The sequence below is a fragment of the Dysosmobacter welbionis genome, assembly GCF_005121165.3.
Lineage (GTDB): Bacteria > Bacillota > Clostridia > Oscillospirales > Oscillospiraceae > Oscillibacter > Oscillibacter welbionis.
Genome location: NZ_CP034413.3, coordinates 1,923,354 through 1,943,996, shown reverse-complemented (window position 1 = coordinate 1,943,996; position 20,643 = coordinate 1,923,354). Strand labels below are relative to the sequence as shown.

The 20,643-nt window shown below is 63.3% G+C and carries 22 protein-coding genes and 1 other annotated feature; of the genes, 6 read left to right on the top strand and 16 right to left on the bottom strand.

What is annotated here, in order from left to right:
• Window positions 1–11: 11 nt before the first annotated feature.
• The 5 genes from EIO64_RS10425 to EIO64_RS10400 all read right to left on the bottom strand — a co-directional run bounded on the left by EIO64_RS10425 (window position 12) and on the right by EIO64_RS10400 (window position 4,320).
• Window positions 12–590, bottom strand: coding sequence for a Maf family protein (locus EIO64_RS10425; RefSeq protein WP_136891308.1), 579 nt, complete (start codon window positions 588–590; stop codon window positions 12–14).
• 10 nt (window positions 591–600) lie between these two features.
• The gene (locus EIO64_RS10420) at window positions 601–1,032 is read right to left on the bottom strand and encodes a dUTP diphosphatase (protein ID WP_021751182.1); all 432 of its coding nucleotides are present in this window, start codon (window positions 1,030–1,032) and stop codon (window positions 601–603) included.
• A 180-nt stretch (window positions 1,033–1,212) separates the two neighbouring features.
• Window positions 1,213–1,857: a DUF998 domain-containing protein gene (locus EIO64_RS10415; RefSeq protein WP_158629766.1), complete on the bottom strand. Its 645-nt coding sequence runs from the start codon at window positions 1,855–1,857 to the stop codon at window positions 1,213–1,215.
• Between the two features lie 4 nt (window positions 1,858–1,861).
• Complete coding sequence (locus EIO64_RS10410) at window positions 1,862–3,982, bottom strand: U32 family peptidase (RefSeq protein ID WP_136891306.1); 2,121 nt, start codon at window positions 3,980–3,982, stop codon at window positions 1,862–1,864.
• Window positions 3,979–4,320: a cell division protein ZapA gene (locus EIO64_RS10400; RefSeq protein WP_021751185.1), complete on the bottom strand. Its 342-nt coding sequence runs from the start codon at window positions 4,318–4,320 to the stop codon at window positions 3,979–3,981. The genes EIO64_RS10410 and EIO64_RS10400 overlap by 4 nt, the downstream gene beginning before the upstream one ends.
• A gap of 236 nt (window positions 4,321–4,556) precedes the next feature.
• On the opposite strand from EIO64_RS10400, the gene EIO64_RS10395 reads away from it, so the two are divergent.
• From EIO64_RS10395 to EIO64_RS10385, 3 genes are read left to right on the top strand one after another with little or no spacing between them, the layout of a single operon-like run.
• Window positions 4,557–5,288, top strand: coding sequence for a DnaD domain-containing protein (locus EIO64_RS10395; RefSeq protein WP_249390648.1), 732 nt, complete (start codon window positions 4,557–4,559; stop codon window positions 5,286–5,288).
• The gene (locus EIO64_RS10390) at window positions 5,237–5,479 is read left to right on the top strand and encodes a DnaD domain protein (RefSeq protein WP_249390647.1); all 243 of its coding nucleotides are present in this window, start codon (window positions 5,237–5,239) and stop codon (window positions 5,477–5,479) included. Before EIO64_RS10395 ends, EIO64_RS10390 begins: the two co-directional genes overlap by 52 nt.
• A 6-nt stretch (window positions 5,480–5,485) precedes the next feature.
• A complete protein-coding gene (locus EIO64_RS10385) occupies window positions 5,486–6,484 on the top strand; it encodes an ATP-binding protein (RefSeq protein WP_119311853.1) in 999 nt (332 codons plus the stop codon).
• 62 nt (window positions 6,485–6,546) lie between these two features.
• Here the strand turns inward: EIO64_RS10385 and ileS are convergent, their stop codons facing one another.
• The 9 genes from ileS to EIO64_RS10345 all read right to left on the bottom strand — a co-directional run bounded on the left by ileS (window position 6,547) and on the right by EIO64_RS10345 (window position 15,770).
• Window positions 6,547–9,354 carry an isoleucine--tRNA ligase gene (ileS, locus tag EIO64_RS10380; RefSeq protein WP_021750459.1) on the bottom strand — a complete coding sequence of 936 codons (2,808 nt, stop codon included), beginning with the start codon at window positions 9,352–9,354 and terminating at the stop codon, window positions 6,547–6,549.
• A gap of 36 nt (window positions 9,355–9,390) precedes the next feature.
• On the bottom strand, window positions 9,391–9,567 hold the full coding sequence (locus EIO64_RS19230) for a PF20097 family protein (protein ID WP_444880363.1): 177 nt from the start codon (window positions 9,565–9,567) through the stop codon (window positions 9,391–9,393).
• A 49-nt stretch (window positions 9,568–9,616) separates the two neighbouring features.
• A complete protein-coding gene (locus EIO64_RS10375; protein WP_021750457.1) occupies window positions 9,617–9,850 on the bottom strand; it encodes a hypothetical protein in 234 nt (77 codons plus the stop codon).
• A gap of 72 nt (window positions 9,851–9,922) precedes the next feature.
• Window positions 9,923–10,174 (bottom strand) — a binding site (T-box leader).
• A 71-nt stretch (window positions 10,175–10,245) separates the two neighbouring features.
• Window positions 10,246–11,580, bottom strand: a complete 1,335-nt coding sequence (locus tag EIO64_RS10370; protein WP_021750456.1) for a hypothetical protein — start codon at window positions 11,578–11,580, stop codon at window positions 10,246–10,248.
• Between the two features lie 63 nt (window positions 11,581–11,643).
• A complete protein-coding gene (locus EIO64_RS10365; protein ID WP_170180091.1) occupies window positions 11,644–11,814 on the bottom strand; it encodes a hypothetical protein in 171 nt (56 codons plus the stop codon).
• 102 nt (window positions 11,815–11,916) lie between these two features.
• Window positions 11,917–12,567 (bottom strand): peptidoglycan recognition protein family protein, encoded by a 651-nt coding sequence (locus tag EIO64_RS10360; RefSeq protein ID WP_021750454.1) that lies wholly within the window; start codon window positions 12,565–12,567, stop codon window positions 11,917–11,919.
• On the bottom strand, window positions 12,564–14,561 hold the full coding sequence (locus EIO64_RS10355; protein WP_119311851.1) for an ABC transporter permease: 1,998 nt from the start codon (window positions 14,559–14,561) through the stop codon (window positions 12,564–12,566). The genes EIO64_RS10360 and EIO64_RS10355 overlap by 4 nt, the downstream gene beginning before the upstream one ends.
• The gene (locus tag EIO64_RS10350; RefSeq protein ID WP_021750452.1) at window positions 14,515–15,411 is read right to left on the bottom strand and encodes an ABC transporter ATP-binding protein; all 897 of its coding nucleotides are present in this window, start codon (window positions 15,409–15,411) and stop codon (window positions 14,515–14,517) included. Before EIO64_RS10350 ends, EIO64_RS10355 begins: the two co-directional genes overlap by 47 nt.
• Window positions 15,408–15,770: a GntR family transcriptional regulator gene (locus tag EIO64_RS10345; protein WP_119311850.1), complete on the bottom strand. Its 363-nt coding sequence runs from the start codon at window positions 15,768–15,770 to the stop codon at window positions 15,408–15,410. The genes EIO64_RS10350 and EIO64_RS10345 overlap by 4 nt, the downstream gene beginning before the upstream one ends.
• Before the next feature lie 295 nt (window positions 15,771–16,065).
• Between EIO64_RS10345 and rpsO the strand changes: the two genes are divergently transcribed.
• Both rpsO and EIO64_RS10335 read left to right on the top strand, forming a co-directional pair.
• The gene (gene rpsO, locus EIO64_RS10340) at window positions 16,066–16,332 is read left to right on the top strand and encodes a 30S ribosomal protein S15 (RefSeq protein WP_021750449.1); all 267 of its coding nucleotides are present in this window, start codon (window positions 16,066–16,068) and stop codon (window positions 16,330–16,332) included.
• 173 nt (window positions 16,333–16,505) lie between these two features.
• Window positions 16,506–18,656 (top strand): polyribonucleotide nucleotidyltransferase, encoded by a 2,151-nt coding sequence (locus EIO64_RS10335; protein WP_119311849.1) that lies wholly within the window; start codon window positions 16,506–16,508, stop codon window positions 18,654–18,656.
• 137 nt (window positions 18,657–18,793) lie between these two features.
• Here the strand turns inward: EIO64_RS10335 and EIO64_RS10330 are convergent, their stop codons facing one another.
• Both EIO64_RS10330 and EIO64_RS10325 read right to left on the bottom strand, forming a co-directional pair.
• A complete protein-coding gene (locus EIO64_RS10330; RefSeq protein ID WP_136891305.1) occupies window positions 18,794–19,438 on the bottom strand; it encodes an S-layer homology domain-containing protein in 645 nt (214 codons plus the stop codon).
• 193 nt (window positions 19,439–19,631) lie between these two features.
• Window positions 19,632–20,189 carry a flavodoxin family protein gene (locus tag EIO64_RS10325; RefSeq protein ID WP_136891304.1) on the bottom strand — a complete coding sequence of 186 codons (558 nt, stop codon included), beginning with the start codon at window positions 20,187–20,189 and terminating at the stop codon, window positions 19,632–19,634.
• Between the two features lie 103 nt (window positions 20,190–20,292).
• Here EIO64_RS10325 and EIO64_RS10320 point away from each other — a divergent pair, with 103 nt between their 5' ends.
• Window positions 20,293–20,640 carry a winged helix-turn-helix transcriptional regulator gene (locus EIO64_RS10320; protein WP_136891303.1) on the top strand — a complete coding sequence of 116 codons (348 nt, stop codon included), beginning with the start codon at window positions 20,293–20,295 and terminating at the stop codon, window positions 20,638–20,640.
• Window positions 20,641–20,643: the final 3 nt, after the last annotated feature.

Here is a 20,643-nt window from a genome sequence, read left to right as displayed (position 1 = left end):
CTGATCGTTGGTCAGCAGAAGAAATGGACGCCGAACCGCTCCAGCATCCGGCTCAAGCGCAGGACCGGCAGACCCATCACGTTGAAAAAGTCACCGTCCAGCCGCTCCACCAGAAGGGCACCCAGCCCCTGGACGCCGTAGGCCCCGGCCTTGTCCATGGGCTCGCCGGTGCGGATGTAGCCCCAGAGCTCCGCCTCCGCGGCAGGGCGGAAATACACGTCGGTGGACGCGCTCTCCGTCAGGATCTCGCCGCCCCGGCGGACGGTGACGCCGGTGCATACCGTGTGGCGGCGGCCCTGGAGGGCCGTCAGCATCCGCAGGGCGTCCGCCTCGTCCACAGGCTTGCCGAGACGCTGGTCGTCCAGAAACACCATGGTGTCGGCAGTGATGATGATTTCCTCCGGTGTGCAGAGAGCGGCGGCCGCGTCGGACTTCTCCCGGGAGATGTACTCCACCGTCTCCCGGGGGGAGAGGCCGGCGGGATAGGTTTCCTCCGTCCGGGGGACCCGGATGTCGAAGTCCGTGATGCCGATGCGCTGGAGCAGCTCCTGCCGCCGGGGAGAGCCGGAGGCCAGTACGATCTTTGCCATGGCCGCGCCCTCACTTTCCGGTGGAGCCGAAGCCGCCCCGGTCGGGGCCGTCCAGATGCTCCACTTTGGTGAAGGTCAGCCGGGGCTGGTTTTTCATGATGCGGAACTGGCAGATCCGGGCGTTTTTCTCAATGGTCACATCCCGGGTGGCGTAGGCGGGCATCCGCCACTGGTCACCGTCGCCCCGGTAGGTGTAGTCTACCACGCCCATGGAGTTGGTCTGCAGAATGCCGTAATTCTTAAAGGTGGAGCTGCGGGGGACGATGTGGGCTTCATACCCCTCCGGCAGGGCGATGGCCACCCCCAAGGGGATCAGCCGGAACTCCCCGGCCTTCATAGTCACGGTTTCCGCCGCATGTAGGTCGATCCAGTCGGACTTGCCCTCCACGTAGCACAGCTCGTCGATGTCATCTGTGAAATATTTTACCTTGATCTCTTCCATGTCAAACTCCAAAATAAATACGGTTTGTATAATATAGAATAAAATTTATGAATTGTATAGGAAATATGATGCTTTCAGGCGGTTAACCCCATTGGATGCAGGAGACAAGTCCCGCTGATGGGCGGACAGATGCATCCCTGCTTTTATCAGTGTAAGGTTCCGTGCGGAGGGCTGTACAGCTCAGGGGGCGGAAATCAGGTGGACGATTGCATCCAGCAACAAGGGAACATACATGGCCGCCAGGCAGAGCTGTTCCCAAAGACCCTCACGGGCCACAGCCGTGCCCTGGAAGCGGTCTTTGTCCGAGAGGACAAACAGCGTGAAGAATACCAGCGCCAGCCCCAGGGCGGCAAAGCAGGCCCACGCCATAACCGGGGAGTCTGTCTCCAGCGCCAGCAGCGCCCGCCAGAGGGGTAGGAACAGCAGGGCGAAAAAGCCCAGGGCAGAGGCAATGCCGTGGATCAGGGCAGAGCGATCCGACAGATCTTTGGTGAGCCCGGTGGGAAACAGGGCAGCCAGGATACCGGCGCCCAGGGCGAAGCCGCCCAGGGACACGGCCAATCCCGCCGCCAGCCACCGGGAGGCCGGCGCCGCGCCGACGGCGTAGACGGCGGCAGTGGTCAAAAGCCATATCCCCAGCCACGCCAGCCACAGGCGGTAGACACGGGCCACGGGACCGCCCCTTCTGCCCAGAACGCTGACCGCCATGGTTCCAGGCCGATAGGCTGGATCCTTCCGGGCCAGCAGGCAGGGAAGCAGAAACTCTCCGCAGAGGGTAAGGATCAAAAGGGTCCAAAACCAGCGGGTATCTATACAGGCTGCCATTTGATTATTCAACTCCCCGTTCGTAAAGCCCCCGGGTGAAATCCCCCGCGGCGGGCGCGGCATCCAGATAGTTTTGCACGACGGACACGCACTCCTCCGCTGTCTCCGTGGTGAAGCGGAGACGGGCATAGGCCAGTCCCAGCCTGCGGTGCTCCGGCCGGTCCGCCAGATACAGCGGCTTGCTGTTCTGGATTTCCGTCCGGTGGCCGTAGGCGGGTAGCAGGGGAAAAGCGGCGCCGGTGCGGTCGACCAGAACATTGGGCTGGCCGCAGCGGCAGGGGCCGTCCTCCGGGACACAAAGGCCCTGCCGGTCCAGGCGGCAGCCGGTCTCGTTCTGCACCAGGCAGTTCTCCGTAATCATCAGGGGCAGGCGGCCGTAGACAATGGCCTCCGCCCGCAGCACCTTTTTCAGATCCCGGATCTGGGCGAACCGCAGCTCAAAGGACACGCAGGCGCTCTCCAGCTCCTTGTCCTTCAGATAGGCCAGGGACCGGGAATTGAACACATTCAGGCCGTAATCGCCGTAGAGATGGAAGTCCAGGCCCCGCACCAGGGGCAGATGGCCCAGATTTCCGATCAGAACACCGGTAAAGCCCAGAGCCCGGGCCCGCTCCAGCAAGGTGCGGAGCGCAGGCTCGTCCCGGTCCCGCCAGACCCGGGGCAGAACGGCGCACCACTCCGGGCCTTCTCCCGGGAGAGATTCCAGCCGGGAGACCTCTTCCAGCGGGATATAGACCCGGGCCGGGCAGCCCAGCTCCAGCAGGGCGGGGGAGAGCTGCTCCAGCCGGGTCACGGAAATGGTGAGCCGGGGCGCCTCCGCTGTGCAGTCGGCCTCCGGCAGGGGCGGCACCGGCAGCTCCCGGCGCTTGGGCGGCGCAGTGCGGGCGGCGGTGAGAGCCGCCAGCGCATCCCGCCGCAGGGCATTGACGGCACTGGCGGAGAGGGACAGCCCCTCATCTACCAGGGTGACCACGGTGTCGCAGCGGTAGGCGGTGCCGCCGGTCTTGCGGAGGCGGGCTTCCAGCTCCAGTCCATCCAGGGCCCGGGTCCGGGCGGCCTCCGGCACCGGGCCGGTGACCGTGACGCTGTGGCCGTCCCGGTCCGACACAGTCAGGGTGCAGGGCACCCCCGCGGAAACGGAGCAGGAGAGATCCACCGGCACCGTCCGCAGGCTGTCCCGTTCATAGGCCCGGCGGGCCTCCTCAAAGAGGTCCTTGGGGTCCGGAGCGTTCTCCGGACGGGTCCCGAACATGGCAGCGCCGTGTTTGCCCTGCCAGTACCAGTCGGTGAAGCCGGACCGGGAGAAGGCCTGCTCCAGCTCCGCCCGCTCGTCGGCGGTGGGACCACGGCCCTCCTCCAGCAGGCGGGCGTAGATGCGGGTGATGACGGCCACATACTCCGGCCGCTTCATGCGGCCCTCCAGCTTCACGCAGGATACGCCCATGGCCCCCATCTCCTCCAGCCGTCCGGCCAGACAGCTGTCTTTCAGGCTCAGGGGATATGCCTTTTTGGCGGGGGCGTTAACCCCGTAGGGCAGGCGGCAGGGCTGGGCGCAGCGGCCCCGGTTTCCGGAGCGGCCCCCGATCAGGGCGCTCATCCCGCACTGGCCGGAGTAGCACATGCACAGCGCCCCGTGGGCAAAGACCTCCACTTCCACAGGGCAGTTTTCACAGATCGTACGGGTGTCCTCCGCCGAACACTCCCGGGCAATGACCACCCGCTCGCAGCCGTCGGCGGCGATCTCCCGGGCACCGCCGGAGGTGAACAGGCTCATCTGGGTGCTGGCGTGGAGGGGCAGATCCGGCAGCGTCCGGCGCAGCAGGCCGAACAGCCCCCAGTCCTGCACCAGCACCGCGTCCACCCCCAGGCGGCCGGCCTGAACGGCTGTCTCCAGCGCCTGGGGCAGCTCCCGGTCCGTCACCAGGGTGTTCAGCGTCAGAAAGACCCGGACCCCCCGCTCGTGGCAGTAGGCCAGGGCGGCGGCGAACTCCTCATCAGAAAAATTTTTCGCGCCCCTACGGGCGTTGAAGGCGCCCCAGCCCAGGTACACCGCGTCCGCGCCGTTCTGGACCGCCGCCCGCAGAGCCTCCGGCGAACCGGCGGGGGCCAGCAGCTCCGGCCTCATCCCCGGTCCTTCCGGGCCTGGGCGTCCAGCTTCTGCTGGAGGCGGAAGACCTCCCGCTTCAGCTCGCTGGCCTCGCTCTGGGCCCTGCCGGCCTCGTCCAGATACCCCTTGATCTGGCCCCGGAGCTGCTCCGCCGCGGCCTGGGCCTTGAAGAGCTCGTCGGCAATGTTGACGGCGGTGAGGACGGCGGCATCCGTGCGGCCCACTTTGGAGCTGTCCAGGACCTCCGCCATTTTATCATTGACGTAGGCGCCCACCCGCTGCATGTAAGAAGAGGACTCCTCCGCAATGAAGGTGAGCTCCTCCCCGCAGATGTTGATGACCACGCGATTTGCCATAAACAACTTCCCCCTCGTCGGTAGATTGATCAGCGGCAGGGCAGATGCCGCCCATTATCATAAATTATAGTATATCATAGGAAAAAAGACAGCGCCACAGAAAAACGGGAGGTTTTAAAAAAATTCACATTTCCGCCAGAAGCTGGGGCAGGTGCGGACTTTTTCCGCCGGGGCTTGTCCTGCCGGGGAAAATCGTGTAGAATAGGGGAAGTTCAAAAAGAGGGGAGGAGCGGAGGATGCCCAGCTGTCTGGTACATACCGGGGATGAGAGCGTCACCCTGTCCGCGGCCACGGTGAAGCGGCTGCTGGACCGGGGCGACGGGGATGCGGCGCTGCTGTATCTGGCGCTGCTGCGGCGGCAGGGCACGGTACCGCCCCGGTCCCTGGCCGGGGAGCTGCGGTGGGACCGCGGCCGCATCGAGGCGGCGGAGACCGCCCTGCGGGAGCTGGGCCTGGTGGCCCCCGCGGAGACGCCGCCCGCCCCGGCGGAGGAGCGGCCCGTCTATCAGCGCGCCGACGTGGCGGAGCGGCTGGAGCACAGCAAGGCGTTCCAGGCCCTCACCCGGCAGGTGGAGGTGAAGCTGGGCAAAAAGCTGACCACCCCGGACGTGGGGATCCTGCTGGGACTGACGGACTATCTGGGCCTGCCGGAAGGCGTGGTCTATCTGCTGGTGTGCCACTGTGTAGAGCGGGTGCAGCGCCGATTCGGCGAGGGCCGCCGCCCCGGCATGAAGCAGATCGAAAAGGAGGGCTACGCCTGGGCCCGCATGGGGATCGACACCCAGGCGGCGGCGGATGCCTATCTCCGGACCTATGCCCAGCGCCAGGGGGTCCTGCCCCAGTATATGAAGGCGCTGCAGCTGGGGGACCGGCCCCCGCGCCTTCGGAGGAGAAGTACATCCTCGCCTGGCAGGAGATGGGCTTTGGCCCGGAGGCCGTGGCCCTGGCCTATGACAAAACGGTGCTGAAGTGCCATGAGCTGAAGTGGGCCTATTGCAACGGCATTTTGAAGAAGTGGAACGAGGCGGGCCTCCACACGGTGGAGGAGATTCAGGCGGGGGACCGCCCGGCGGCCCGCAGGGGGGACCAGCAGTCCCCCAGGGACACGGAGACGGAGATGCGCAGATATATGCAGGAGCTGCATCGGAACAGGAGGTGATGAGCGGTGGCGTATGACGGAAAGGTGATGCGCTTGGCCCTCCAGCGGTTCGAGGAGGACCGCCAGAGGCGGCAGGCCCAGTATCAGGAGCGGCGGGAACGGATTTTTGCCCGCCAGCCCCGCCTGCGGGAGATCGACGGGGAGCTTCGCTCCACCATGAGCCGCATCATCACCAGTGCGCTCCGCCACGGCACGGACCCCCGGTCCGCGGTGGCAGTGCTGCGGGATGAAAATCTGAGCCTCCAGGCAGAGAAGCGGGAGCTTCTGCAGAAGATGGGCCTGCCGGAGGATGCTCTGGAGGAGACGCCCGCCTGCGCCCTCTGCGGGGACACGGGCTACCGCAACGGCCGGGTGTGCCGCTGCCTGCGGGGCTATTACGCCCGGGAGCAGCAGAAGGAGCTGTCCCGGATGCTGGACCTGGGGCACCAGAGCTTTGACACCTTCTCCACAGACTGGTACCCGGACCGCTATGACCCGAACATCGGCATCACCGTCCGGCAGCACATGGAGATGATCTACGACATCTGCGCGGATTTTGCCCACCAGTTCGGCAAGCGCCCGGCGAACCTCCTGCTCTTCGGCGCACCCGGACTGGGAAAGACCCACCTCTCCGCCGCCATTGCCCGGGAGGTCAGCGAGAAGGGGCATTCGGTGGTTTATGACACCGCGGGCCACATCTTTGCACAATTCGAGCAGCAGAAGTTCACCCGGGAAGAGGAGGCCGACGACCACGTGGAGCGGGTGCTGAACTGCGATCTGCTGATTCTGGACGATCTGGGATCCGAGATGACCACATCCTTCGTTCAGAGCGCCCTGTACCAGATTGTCAACACCCGCCAGATGGAGCGCCGCTCCACCATCATCAGCACAAACCTGACGCCGGGAGAGCTGGCCCGGCGGTACACGCCCCAGATCGCCTCCCGGATTGAAGGGGAATATACCCTGCTGCCCTTTGCGGGAGAGGATATCCGGAAGCTGAAAAAGGAACGTGCCCGGGGGAATTGAATCGACATGGAAAAAGGTCCCGGCCAATGGCCGGGACCTTTTTGACTGCTGTTTTCGGATGGTCAGAACTGGGGGAGTTTCCGCACCACGGCGGCGCAGCGGGCGCAGAGGGTGGGGTGATCCGCGTCGGCGCCCACAGTGGGGCTGTGCATCCAGCACCGCTCGCACTTGTCGCCTCTGGCCTCGCTGACTTCCACGGTGAGGCCGGGGAAGTTGGCACCCTGGCCCACAGTGGAGGCGGCATCGGGCTCCGCACTGGAGACCTGGCAGTCGGAGACGATGAAGAGCTCTGCCAGGTTCAGGCCCATCACCTGCACCAGGGCGGCAGACGCCGCGTCGTCCCCAGCGTGGAGGGCCACGTGGGCCTCCAGGGCCTTGCCGATTTTCTTCTCGGCCCGGGCGGCCTCCAGCACGGCGTTCACGTCGTCGCGCAGCTTTTCCACGGCGGACCACTTCTCCATGGCGGTCTCATCCAGGGCGTAGTCGGTGAAGGGCTTGTTCATGTCGTTGAACACCACGTTCCGACCATCGTCGCCGCTGCGGTGGGGCATAGAGAGCCAGATCTCATCGCAGGTGAAGCACAGGATGGGGGCCATCAGCTTGGTCATGGTGTCCAGAATCAGGAACAGGGCGGTCTGGGCGCTGCGGCGCTTGGCGCCGTCCTTTTCCTCGCAGTACAGACGGTCCTTGATGATGTCCAGATAGAAGTTGGACATGTCCACCACGCAGAAGTCGTTCACCGCGTGGGTGACCACCAGGAACTCATAGTCGTTGTACGCCTTGGCGCACTTCTCCATCAGGGCGTTCAGGCGGGTGACGGCCCAGCGGTCCAGTTCCTCCATCTCCGCGGGCGCCGTCAGCTGGTCGGCGTCAAAGCCGTCCAGATTGCCCAGGCAGTACCGGGCGGTGTTGCGGAACTTGAGGTAGTTCTGGCTGAGCTGCTTGAAGATCTCGTGAGAGCAGCGGACGTCGGCGTGGTAGTCGGCGCTGGCGGCCCACAGGCGCAGCAGGTCCGCGCCATACTGGTTGATGATCTCTGCCGGGTCCATGCCATTGCCCAGGGACTTGTGCATGGCTCTGCCCTCGCCGTCCACGGTCCAGCCGTGGGTGACGCACTCCTTGAAGGGCGCGCCCTGGCCGAAGGCGCCCACGGCGGTCAGCAGCGCCGACTGGAACCAGCCGCGGTACTGGTCCAGGCCCTCCAGATACATGGTGGCGGGCCAGAAGCCCTGGTCCTTCTTCATGGCGGCGAAGTGGGAGGAACCGGAGTCGAACCAGCCGTCCAGGGTATCGGTCTCCTTGGTGAAGCCGGCTTTGGCACCGCAGTGGGGGCAGGCGAAGCCCTCCGGCAGGATCTCCTCCGCCTCCTTGGCGAACCAGGCGTTGGAGCCTTCGGCGGCGAAGAGCTTGGAGATGGCGTCGATGGTCTCATCGGTGCAGATGGGCTTGCCGCAGTCCTTGCAGTAGAACACGGGAATGGGCAGGCCCCACTTGCGCTGGCGGGAGATGCACCAATCGTTGCGCTCTCGGATCATGGACTTCATCCGGTCAATGCCCCAGCCGGGCACCCAGCGCACATCGTCGCACGCGGCGACGGCCTGTTCCTTGAAGGACTCCACGGAGCAGAACCACTGGGGCGTGGCCCGGAAGATGATGGGGCCCTTGCAGCGCCAGCAGTGGGGATAGCTGTGGATGATGTCCTCGCTGGCGAAGAGCATGCCGCTCTCCTTCATGTCCGCCAGGATGACGGGGTTGGACTCATCGGTCTTCATACCGGCGTACTTGCCGGCGTACTCCGTGTGGCGGCCCTGGTCGTCCACGGGAACTACCATCTCCACGCCGTAGCGCTTGCAGGTCTCGTAGTCATCCGCGCCGAAGCCGGGGGCCGTGTGGACGCAGCCGGTGCCGGAGTCCATGGTGACGTAATCCGCCAGCAGCAGGCGGGAGGTCTTGGGCAGGAAGGGGTGGTCCGCCAGCATGTTCTCAAAGAAGGCGCCGGGATGGGTCTCCGCCACCTCCCAGGTGTCGAAGCCGCCCAAGTGCATGACCTTCTCCACCAAAGCCTCGGCCATGATATAGGCCTCGCCGTTGGGGGCCTTCACCACAGCGTAGGACTCGTCGGGATGCAGGGCGATGGCCAGGTTGCCCGGCAGGGTCCAGATGGTGGTGGTCCAGATCACGAAGAACAGCTTGTCATAACCGGAAAGCTTTCCGCAATCGTCGTGCATGGGGAACTTCACATACACAGTGGTGCAAGGGTCGTCCTGATACTCGATCTCCGCCTCCGCCAGGGCGGTCTCGTCGTGGGGGCACCAGTAGACGGGCTTGAAATCCTTGTAGATATAGCCCTTCTTGTACATGGCACCGAACACCTTCACCTCCTCAGCCTCAAAGCCGGGGTTCATGGTGAGGTAGGGGTGCTCCCAGTCGCCGATGACGCCCATGCGCTTGAAGGCGTCCATCTGCACGCCCACATAATGCTGGGCAAAGTCATGGCAGGCGGAGCGGAAGTCCGGAATGCTCATAGCCTTGTGGTTCAGCTTGTTCTGCTTGATAATGGCGGACTCGATGGGCATACCGTGGTTGTCCCAGCCGGGGATATAGGGGGTGTAGTAGCCCCGCATGGCGTAGGATCGGGTGATGATATCCTTGAGGGCCTTGTTCATGGCGGTGCCCATGTGGATGCCGCCGTTGGAAAAGGGCGGGCCGTCGTGGAGATTGAAGAGGGGCTTGCCCTCGTTCTTCTTCAGCAGCTCGTTGTACACGTCCTGCTCCTGCCAGCGCTTGAGCATCTCCGGCTCCCGCTTGGGCAGGCCCGCCCGCATGGGGAAGTCGGTCTTGGGCAGATTGATGGTCTTGTTGTAGTCCATATCTTTCCTCCTATTTCCATTCTGTTTGCTGAATTTTTATTGATATTGGGTAATGACGGTTTTACAGCTCCGGCAGAGGTAAGCCCGGGGGCGGACAACCAGCCCCAGCTTTCCACCCAGAAGCAAATCTCCCTTCCTGGCGGGAAGGGGAAGGCCTGACACCTCCTCTGACCAGAAAACGGGGGAGCGGCTGCTGAGAAAGCCCTCCTGCATTTGCTGCTGACAATACGGACACTTCATAAAGCTCCTCCTGTTCCAGCTCCTATTTGCTATCTTTTTTGGAGGTTTCAATCAAGCTGCACGGGAAGGTGACAAGGCCGCATTCCCGGCAGAGCATGGCATGGGGAAATTCCGGGAACGGATCCCGTGTAAACACGCTGGTGGTGTCATCGCCAATGGGGCCCAGCTCCACGGTGTCTGTGGGGGCCCGAAAGAATCGGAGCTCCTGCTGCGTCCAGAAAGGGTAATTCCGGGTGTGCAGAGTTCCCTCTTCCATTTCCTTTCCGCAGTTTGGGCATTTCACCAGAATACACATCCCTTCAGAAAACAAAAACGCCTTGCCTCTTTTTCAAGAGACAAAGCGTTTGCAAACACTCTGCGGTACCACTCTCGCTGCTGCGCCCTTGCGGGAAACAGCCCCTCACAGCCCGCTGCCACGGGCCGATGCTGTAACGGGCATCAATCGTCCACGCTTACTCGCGTCGTCTTTCAGCAGGAGGCTCCAAGGTGATTTTCGCCGCAGCTCCCGTCCGCCTTGCACCAAACGGCGGCTCTCTTTGCAGGAGGGATGCCGGTTACTCGTCCTTTTCCACGCCGGAATGTTCCATTTACCGGACTATCGTATCACATTTTCGCCGTTTGTCAAGGCGGTTTTTGCAAAAGATACCCGTTTTAGCCCGGGGCGACCGTATCCGGGACCAAATCCCATCCCAGCCATCGGCCCTGCGCGTCATAGTTCCGGGCGGTGCGGCTGGCCCGGCAGTAGAGCTCCAGCACATCGTGACAGTATGCGGGCAGGGAGCCGACACCGGTGGACACCATCCGGCAGTTGCCCTCTATGCCGTCCAGGCGGCAGATGCCCTCGGCGTCCAGGGACCAGGAAAAGGAGTTCCCGGCCTGCGGATCGGAGAAGGTGACGGTATAGGTGGTCTCCGCATCCAGCGGCGCATCGGTGGGGACGATCACCGCCCCCTTCGAGGAGGGATATGGGCTGTTCCAGAGAAGGGACCAGAGATCCAGATAGGCCGCCTCCCCGGCACCGTCCATGGTCCAGCCGTCGGGGCCGGTAATGGACACATGGGGCAGGGCGGCCCCGCCAGCTGTGGGATCTGAAAGGGGGACTGTGTCTTCCAGCGAGGCCGGGACATAGACAAGGTCCATCTCAATCTCCAGGGCACCGTCCCGAAACGTCACGGCGCAGAACTGTTCCTGATCCTCGTCCGTGCCGTGATAGCGGTAGATCAGCCGGACCGGGCCGGGCCCCTCCTGCTCCACCGCAGCCAGGAACAGGCCCGATGCGTCGATGTATTCGGACGGCGTCACACAACAGATGGCGCCGTCTGTCCGCCGGAAGTAAAAGGAAAACGCGCCCTGCCACTCGGCGATCTCCCAGACCAGTTCCGCCGTTCCGTCCCCGTCCAGGTCCAGGGCCACCGGGTCCATCCTGGCGGTGAGGACCTGCAAGTCCCCGGCAGTGTCGAACCAGTAGTAATCATAGGAGTAAACGCCGGAGCAGTGCCCGTCGGTCCGCAGCAGAAAGCCATCGTGCCCCAGAATACCGGAGCAGGCGGTAAGGGCGGCGGTTTCCGCGTAATTGGGGCCCTGGTCCGCGCCGCGGTACAGGCGGGCAAATCGGATCCACCCGGCGCCAGGGCGCAAAAAAGCGCCATCGATCAGGCCCTCCGCTGTAACGTAGAGCCTGACGATGGTGTTGTCTTTTAATGTACATTCCGCCAGAACGGATGCCATCTCCGCCTGGTCCACAGGGTCCAGGGTGCCGCCCCCCACCCGGACGGGATTGGCAGACGCCCGGGTATCCACCGGCTCCAGGTCCAACAGGGAGATAATCTGGACCGGCGTCTCTTCATAGAGCAGGGATTCCTCCTCCAGCGTCTGCGGAGGAGGGACTTCGCCGGGCGGAGCGGCGGGGGAGCGGGCGGCGGCAAAGACCGTCAGTGCGGTGGCCAGCAGGAGACACAGCAGTGCTGGCCCGCGTTTTTGCCACATGGATCAAAAAGCCTCCTTAGGCGGCTGAAGCCGCCGGGATATGGACGAAAAGGCCCCGCAGGGTCATTGATAACGGTATTGCTTGCAGGCGTATTGGTCCACGCAGCTCAAAAACATCTCGTGGCTGCGGAACTCCAGCAGCTGGCAGTCCTTCTCCTCGTGGAAGGAGACAATGCGCCGCTTGGTATCCACCCACATGCGCCAGAGCGTGGCGGCAGCCGGATTTTGCTCCATGGAAAAAGGCCCCCTTTGATGTAAAATCTCCCTCTGCTTTATAAGACGATCAAGAATGCCGTTTTGTTTCACGGAGGACCAAAAAATTTTTGAAGCTCCGTGTCAGGAGACTTCGGTCTGGCGCTCCATCTCTGCTGCAACGTCTGCCCGGAAGGCATCCCAGGCATCCGGATGCTCCACATAATAGAGGGGACACAGCTTCTCCGTCACGTCGTAGTGGCGGATCACATCAGTGTCCGGATCCAGATCGAAGGTCCGGCACAGCCAGGCCGTCAGCTCCACCACCTGCTGGTAGGCGGCCGGGGAGAATGCCCCGGTCTCGTCCGGGTGGCAGACCTCGATGGCCACGGTGTCCTCGTTGCGGATATTGGAGGCGTAGGCGATCTCCGTCAGGGGAATGCACTGGATGACCTCACCCTCCAGCCCCACGATGAAGTGGCTGGAGGCGTATGTCTCCGTCTCCCCAGAGGACAGGGATTCAAAGTAGTTCCGGTTGGCCTTCGCCGTGGTGCCGGGGTTGCCCACGTAGTGGATCACAATCCCATCGATCTTCTCCAGGGGCGTGCCGGGCCGGGACCAGGGGTTCACGGTGAGGAGGTCCGCCTGCACATAGTCCGGCACCTCCACGCCCTCTCCCGGAAGGCCCCGGCCGGCCCACAGCCAGACGGCGGCGCCCACAGCGGCAAAGATCAGCAGCAGGCATAAAGCGGCAAAACGGGGATTCCGGCGCCGCCGCGTTCTTGCCCCCCTCATGCCGGGGAGACCATGGCGGAAGTGGTGTCCTCCGTGTAGACCACCGCATTCTCACCCGTGTGCGGAACCTCCTGCCAGATGGAGGAGCCGTCCGCCCCATAGTCCTCCGGATACAGCTGCCGGTAGGTGACGAGATCTGCCCTCGTCACCAGGCCGAGGCGCTCCAGGCAGTCCACCGTCTCCGTCATGGCAGGGGTCACATGGACAGAGATCCAGTCGTAACGCTCCTTGTCTGCACTTTCAAAGTCCAGCCCCAGGTCCATGGCATAGCTGCTGCCGCTGTCGCCGGAGAACCAGTCGTAATCCCCCCAGTTCCCGGCGGTCAGATCCCGGCCCACTGCCTTGAGAATGGCGTCACCCTCCCGGCTGCCCAGTTCGTAGCCCTCGCCACGAGTGTCAATGTACAGGCTGCCGCCGCTCACCGTCCAGAAATCGTCATCCAGATGGAGGCGCCGGGCTTTTACAGTATCGCTGTTCACGAACTGGTCCAGCAGATAATCATAGGTCTCTGGCTGGGCCAGTCGGTCCCGGGTAATGAGCAGGGAGTACCAGCGGTCTATCCGGGTGCCGCTTTTCAGAGTATAGGTGAGATTCAGGCCGGTGTATGCCGTGTTGGGGGTCTCATCCTCAGACCAGGTGGAAGATCTGCGGGCCTCCATCTCCCGAACATAGGATTCGTCGGCAACCACCGTTTGATGGAGGGCCCTGACCTGCTCCAGCAGGTCCGCGTCCTTCTCCGGCGTGAGCGTGTAGGTGTTGTCGGCAATCCGGATCTCCAGGGTCTGGATCTGGGAGGCCTCCGGCACCCGGTCCGCCACACCCAGCAGGTCGAAATGCAGCACACAGCAGACCAGGGCACAGCCCGCCAGCACAATGCCCAGGCCCTTCCAGCTGCCCCGGAACACCTTGAAGGCCTTGGCCAGCAGCATGGAGGCGCCGTAATACCCGATGGCCCCTGCCGCCAGCAGGCAGACCACCATGGGCAGCGTGTCGTAGTATTCCCCCTGCTGGAAGCCATACCAGAACAGGGAGTAGAGGAACTGGCCGCCCAGCAGGGCACAGAGCCCTGCCACACCGTACCGGAACACCGGCCGCAGCCAGCCCACGGCCACCACGTCGCCGGCGGTCTCACTGCGGCGCCTGCGGTAGAGGATGAGGGCCAGGGCAGCCAGCGCCAGTCCTACCAGGGCGTAGACGCCGATCAGCCAGAAGCTCTCCAGGTCTGCGGAGGTCAAAAGGCGGGAGGTGTAAGGCGTTCCATCGGGGAACGTCTGCTGGACCTCCACATACTGCCGGGCGCACCGGACGTTGTTGACCAGATACACGGTGGGGGAGAGCCATTCCACCACCCCGGTGTAATAAGTGGAAAAGCCGAAGATGAACCCTTGGGCGAAGGAGGAGATCAGCCAGTCCAGCAGCACCGCCAGGAAGTGGAGCAGGGCGTACAGCGGCGGCATGGTAAAGGCGTTGCCGGTGATGAAGGCCACGAAGGTGGCGCTGGAGAAGTAGAAGAAGCTCTCACCCAGCACTGCCAGGACGGTGACGGCCAGCCCCTTGGCGTCAAAGGCCCCGCCGCACAGGGAGACCACGACGCACAGGACCCCGGTGACCGCGTAGGGAATCAGGGTCATGGAGAGGCCGGAGAGGAAGTTGGTGAGGAACAGCCCTTCCCGCCGGATAGGCAGGGTGTGCATCAGCCCCACGCTGCGGGCGTTGTATAGATAGCTCCACACCGCCATGGCACAGAGGGCGGCGTAGACCAGATTGATGACGGGCACGGCGCTCACCGCATCATAGTACATACCGGTGAAGTCCGGTGCGGAGAGGACGTTCCAGCCCCGGTGCACCATATCCAGCAGCACCGCCAGAGGGAACAGAGCGCCGATAAAGGACGCCAGGCCCCACAGCGGCCAGAACCGGGTCAGGTTCTTGCGGAACAGCGTGGCGTTAAAGTACGATGTCTTTGACTGCATAGTCCGCACCTCCCAGCTCATAAATAAAGATCTCCTCCAGGGTCAGGGGCACTGCGTCCACCAGCAGGGGACTGTACGCCGCCAGACGGTCCTCTGCCTCCTGGGCGCTCATCCGCATGATGAAGGTATGGATGCGGCCGATTTGGCTGGCGTGGAGCACCGGCAGGTCCGACGGCACCTCCGTCATCCCGTCGGGGAACACCACCTGCAGCTTTACCATGTTGTCCTGCAGCTGGGCCAGGGACCGCTCCAGCAGCACGCGGCCGTGGTCCATGATGCCCACGTGGTCGCAGACGTCCTCCAGCTCCCGCAGGTTGTGGGAAGAAACCAGCACCGTGGTGCCTCGCTGGGCCACATCCGCCAGCACCAGAGACCACACCTGCCGGCGCATCACCGGGTCCAGACCGTCCACCGGCTCATCCAGGATCAGGTAGTCCGGCATGCAGCACAGGGCCAGCCAGAAGGCCGCCTGCTTCTGCATACCCTTGCTGAGGCGGCGGATAGGCCGTTTTTCATCCAGCTGAAAGACCTCCTTCAGCTTTTCATACCGCTCCATGGAAAAAGCGGGATAAAATCCGCGGTAAAAGCGCATCATATCCCGAATGGAGGACTGAAGGAAGTAGTACCAGTCGTCAGGGATGGCGGCGATCCGCGCCTTCAGGGCGGCGTTCTCCCACACATCCTCGCCGCCGATGCGCACCGTGCCCGCGTCCTGGCGGAAGATGCCCGTCAGGTGGCGGATCAGGGTGGACTTACCGGCGCCGTTGGGACCCACCAGGCCGTAGACGCTGCCCGCCGGCACCGACAGCGCGGCGCCGTCCAGGGCTGCGAAGCCGTCGAACCGCTTCACCAGGCCATTCACTTCGATCATGACGGACTCGCCTCCTTCACCAGATTCAGCAGCTCCTGCTGGCTTACCCCTAGATACCGCAGCTCGGAGAGGAGCTCCCGCACCTGGGTCAGCAGCTCCGCCCGCCGGGCGGAGTCCGCCGCCGCGTTCGCGGCGGCGAAGCTTCCCTTGCCGGGGACCGAGTAGATGTATCCCTCGCCCTCCAGCTCGTTATAAGCTCGCTGGATGGTATTGGGATTGATGGCCAGCTGGGCGGCCAGCGCCCGCACTGAGGGCAGCTTTTCGTCCGCGCTCAGCGCACCGGTGACGATCAGCTTCCGCAGTCCGTCCCGGATCTGCTCGTAAATGGGCCGGGAGTCCCGATAATTCAGGCTGATCATCCGCTCACCTTCCCTTCCGCGGGGCCGCGGTGCAGCCCCTGCAACTGTATTAACCGTATTAGTACGGTTAGATTATCATGAGAAGAAGCGGTTTGTCAAGCCCATTCGGGGGACAAAAACGGGGAATTTTCCGCCGATCCGGGGAAAACTCCACATTTTTATCTTTACAACTGGGAATTTCTGTGGTATCATGCAACAGCACGTGTATGTGCGGCCCCAGCCCTTCGCTCCGTGGACTTTCACCGATCCCGGGGCGCAGCCCTGCGGGTATATATGAAGAAAGGTGGAAATTTTCATGCTGCGCAAAGAACAGAAGACCGCGATCATCGACGCCAACCGCACCCACGAGGGGGACACCGGCTCTCCCGAGGTCCAGGTGGCCATCCTCACCGAGCGGATCAACGTGCTGACCGAGCACATGCGGAACAACCCCCAGGACAAGCATTCCAACCGCGGCCTGCTGCAGATGGTCGGCAAGCGCCGCCGTCTGCTGGACTACCTCCAGAAGAAGGACATCGAGCGCTATCGTGCCCTCATCGCCAAGCTGGGCATCCGGAAGTGAGTCAATGTGGAGGGTGGTGCGCCTTTGCCGCACCACCCTCTTCCCGCATTCTTTCAACGCCCGCGGGCAGGCCGATCTTTTAGCAGTTGAAGGAGGGACCGGGGATCCGGCCGTTGCTTCAAGTGCTAAATGGTTTGGCTCCCGCGGAGATCATACGAAAAAGGAGACCAGACATGTCAACCATTATCACCAAGAGACAATTCCCCAACTACCACAAGTACGAGATGGAGCTGGCGGGCCGCCCCCTGACCATGGAGGTGGGCAAGCTGGCGGAGCTGGCCAACGCCGCCGTCATGGTGGGCTACGGCGACACCCGGGTGCTCTGCTGCGTCACTGCGGCGCCCCGCCCCCGGGACGGCATCGACTTCTTCCCCCTGAGCGTAGATTTTGAGGAGAAGCTGTACTCCGTGGGCCGCATCCCCGGTTCCTTCAACCGGCGGGAGGGCCGCCCCGGCGAGAAGGGCATCCTAACCAGCCGTGTCATCGACCGGCCCATCCGGCCCCTGTTCCCCTCCGACTTCCGCAATGACGTGTCCGTCATGTGCACGGTCATGAGCGTGGACCACGACTGCACGCCAGAGATCGCCGCCCTGATCGGCACCTCCGCCGCCCTGGCCATCTCCGACATCCCCTGGAACGGCCCCGTGGGCGCCCTGAAGGTGGGCCTTGTGGACGGCAAGCTGGTGTTCAACCCCGACAGCGAGCAGCGCAAGGTCAGCGACCTGGACGTCACCGTGGTCTCCACCCGCAAAAAGGTGGTCATGATCGAGGCCGGCGCCAACGAGGTCCCCAACGACAAGATGTTCGAGGCCATCAAGATGGCCCATGAGGAGAACCAGAAGATCATCGCCCTGATCGATCAGATGGTCTCCGAGGTGGGCAAGCCCAAGTTTGAGTATCCTCACGCGGATTTCAACCAGGAGCTGTTCGACAAGATCGTGGCGGACTTCATGGACGAGGCCAAGGCCGCCATGGACACCGACGACAAGAACATCCGGGAGGCCCGCTGGAACGCCATGATCGAGAAGTGGCACGAGAAGTATCTGGAGGAATATCCGGATATGGACCAGTACCTGGAGGAGTTCACCTACAAGTTCCAGAAGAAGATCGTCAAGCAGTGGCTTCTGGAGGGCCACCGCGTGGACGGCCGCCAGAAGAACGAGATCCGGCCCCTGGCCGCCGAGGTGGGCGTGCTGCCCCGGACCCACGGCTCCGGCCTCTTCACCCGTGGCCAGACCCAGGTGCTTTCCGTCTGCACCCTGGACACCCTCTCCGCCAACCAGAAGCTGGACACCATCTGGGAGGAGACGGAGAAGCGGTATATGCACCACTACAACTTCCCCGGCTACTCCGTAGGCGAGGCCAAGCCCGCCCGTTCCCCCGGCCGCCGGGAGATCGGCCACGGTGCTCTGGCGGAGCGGGCTCTGGTGCCCGTGCTCCCCTCTGTGGAGGAGTTCCCCTACGCCATCCGCGTGGTGTCTGAGGTGTTGAGCTCCAACGGCTCCACCTCCCAGGGCTCCATCTGCGGCTCCACCCTGGCCCTGATGGACGCCGGCGTGCCCATCAAGGCCCCTGTGGCCGGCATCTCCTGCGGCCTGATCCAGGACGACGACGGCTCCTTCACCACCTTCATCGACATCCAGGGCGTGGAGGATTTCCACGGCGAGATGGACTTCAAGGTGGGCGGTACCAAGAAGGGCATCACCGCCATCCAGATGGACCTGAAGAACGACGGCCTCACCATGGAGATCATCAAGGAGGCCCTGGACATCACCTATGACGCCCGGTGCGAGATCCTGGATCAGATCATGCTGCCCGCCATCTCCGAGCCCCGCAAGGAGGTCAGCAAGTACGCGCCCAAGATGCTGACCATGCACATCGACCCCTCCAAGATCCGGGAGGTCATCGGCTCCGGCGGCAAGGTCATCCAGAAGATCGTGGCCGACACCGGCGCCAAGATCGACATCAACGACGACGGCTCCATCTTCATCGCCGGCGTGGACGCCGCCAGCTGCGACGCCGCCAAGAAGTGCATTGATGACATTGTGTTCGTCCCGGAGGTGGGCGCGCTGTACTACGGCCGCGTGGTGCGGCTGATGACCTTTGGCGCCTTCGTGGAGCTGGCCCCCGGCAAGGACGGACTGGTCCACATCTCCAAGCTGGCGGACCACCGGATCGAGAAGGTGGAGGACGCCTGCAAGGTGGGCGACATGATGTGGGTGAAGGTCACCGACATTGACGAGAAGGGCCGTGTCAACCTCTCTCACAAGGATGCTGTGAAGGAGATCAAGGCCAAGGAAGCCGCCGGCGAGCGGATCAAATAACGAGGTCTCCATCCTGTTCCATTCCCTGTCAACTGGAAGCGTCCGGGCGCATCATGTACCCGGACGCTTTGGACGAAAGACGGCGGCTGCCTCTGGCAGCCGCCGCCTTTTTTTCGTTGCCTGCAGTTCATCGTTCCCTACTTCGCGGAAGTCTCTGCCTGAGCGGCCCGATACAGGAATGTGGCGATCTGACCCCGGGTACAGGGAGTGTCCGGGGAGAATGTGGTCTCCGTGGTACCGCTGGCGACACCGTTCTCCACCGCCCACAACACCGCCTGGTCAGCGTACCAGTAGAGGGGCTGTCCGTGTCCGTCTCCGTCCCCGAAGGGGACGTCGGCAAAGGGAAATTCTCCTTCCATATCCGGGCTGCCGGCGGCGCGCCACAGGAAGAATACCGCGTCCAGCCGGGTACACACCGCATGGGGCGCAAAGGTCCCGAATCCCCACATATCCTTCTCTGCAGCCCACTGGACGGCTCCGTAGTAGTAGGCGCTGGGATCCGTCACATCCATGAACTGCTGTTCTGCCAGCGCGGGTTTCGGCTCGCCGGCCGCCCGCCATAGGAACACGGCCAGCTGGGCCCGGGTACAGGGCGCATCGGGGGAGAAGGTGGACGCTGTGGTGCCGTTGGTGACGCCGGTTTCTGCGGCCCATAAAATGGCATCATAGTAGGGGGAGGTCTCCTGCACATCAGTGAAGGGGCTGGCAAAGGCCAACGCGGGCAGGGGCAACCCTAGGCACAGGGACAGCGACAGACAGAGCGCAAAAACGTGCGCTTTCATGCTGTATTCCTCCTTTTCTGTATCTTTGCGGCTCGTTCGGCGCGGCTGTCAGTCGTGAAAGCAGAACCGGCGGGCGGCATCATGATTTCCAACGGCATTTGGTTTTGATGGCTGCATTATATCACCGCGTACCCGAAAACACAAGGAGGCCCCAGCGCCCGTCCTCGTTCTCGTCAGGACAACTGCGGGGCGGTTACAGCGCCGCGCCCAGCTGCCGGGCGGCCTCCAGCTGCTCCGGATGGGCCTGGATATCCCCGACGGCCATGTTTCCGCCGGCGTATACAATGCCCGCATCCTTCCAGCCCAGGCAGTCCAGCAGCGCCTTGTAATAGGCCCGCACCGGGGCGAAATTCTCCTCCGTGTCGCCTTCCGCCGCCATCAGAAGCACCGCGTCCTTGACCGGATTTGCCAGATCGGGGCCCAGTTCCGCCACCGCGAACAGCCGGTCAAAGGCGCATTTCAGTTGTCCGGAGATGCTCCAGTAATACATGGGCGAGGCCAGCACCACCACATCCGCGGCCATGTAGGCCGGATACACGGCGTCCATGCCGTCCCGCTGGACACAGGGGTGCCGGGGATCCCTTCCGCCGCCCAGGCAGCCCCGGCAGCCGTGGATGTCCAGAGCGGCCAGATCGAACCGGGCGATGGTGTGGCCCGCCGCCTCCGCTCCGGCAGTAAACGCGTCGATCAGCGCCGCAGTGTTTCCGTGGATGCGGGGGCTGCCGTTGAGAATCAGAATCTGCTTTGACATCAGAATCGCTCCTTTTTTCTTGATGTCCCCAGTATCCTATGATATTCTCTGTTTGTAAAGTACGCACATCGGTGTAAGATACTAACCAAAAGGAGAGCATAAAATGGAGCCATGCATCACGGCGGGCACCGGGATTGAAGAGACGGGCTTCGGCTACACCATGTCCCTGGTGAGCGGTAAGTACAAGATGATTATTCTCTACTGGCTGGCGGAGTACAGCGTTCTGCGGTACAATGAGCTGAAGCGGCGCCTGGGGACCATCTCCCACAAGACGCTGAGTCTCTCCCTGAAGGAGCTGGAGGCGGCCGGCCTGGTGCAGCGGGAGGAGTATCCCCAGATTCCGCCCAAGGTGGAGTACAGCCTTTCGGAGCGGGGGCGGTCCCTCATCCCCATTTTGGACGCTATGTGCATCTGGGGCGAGGAGAACCGTCCCGGCGGGAAGGGAGCGTGAGGC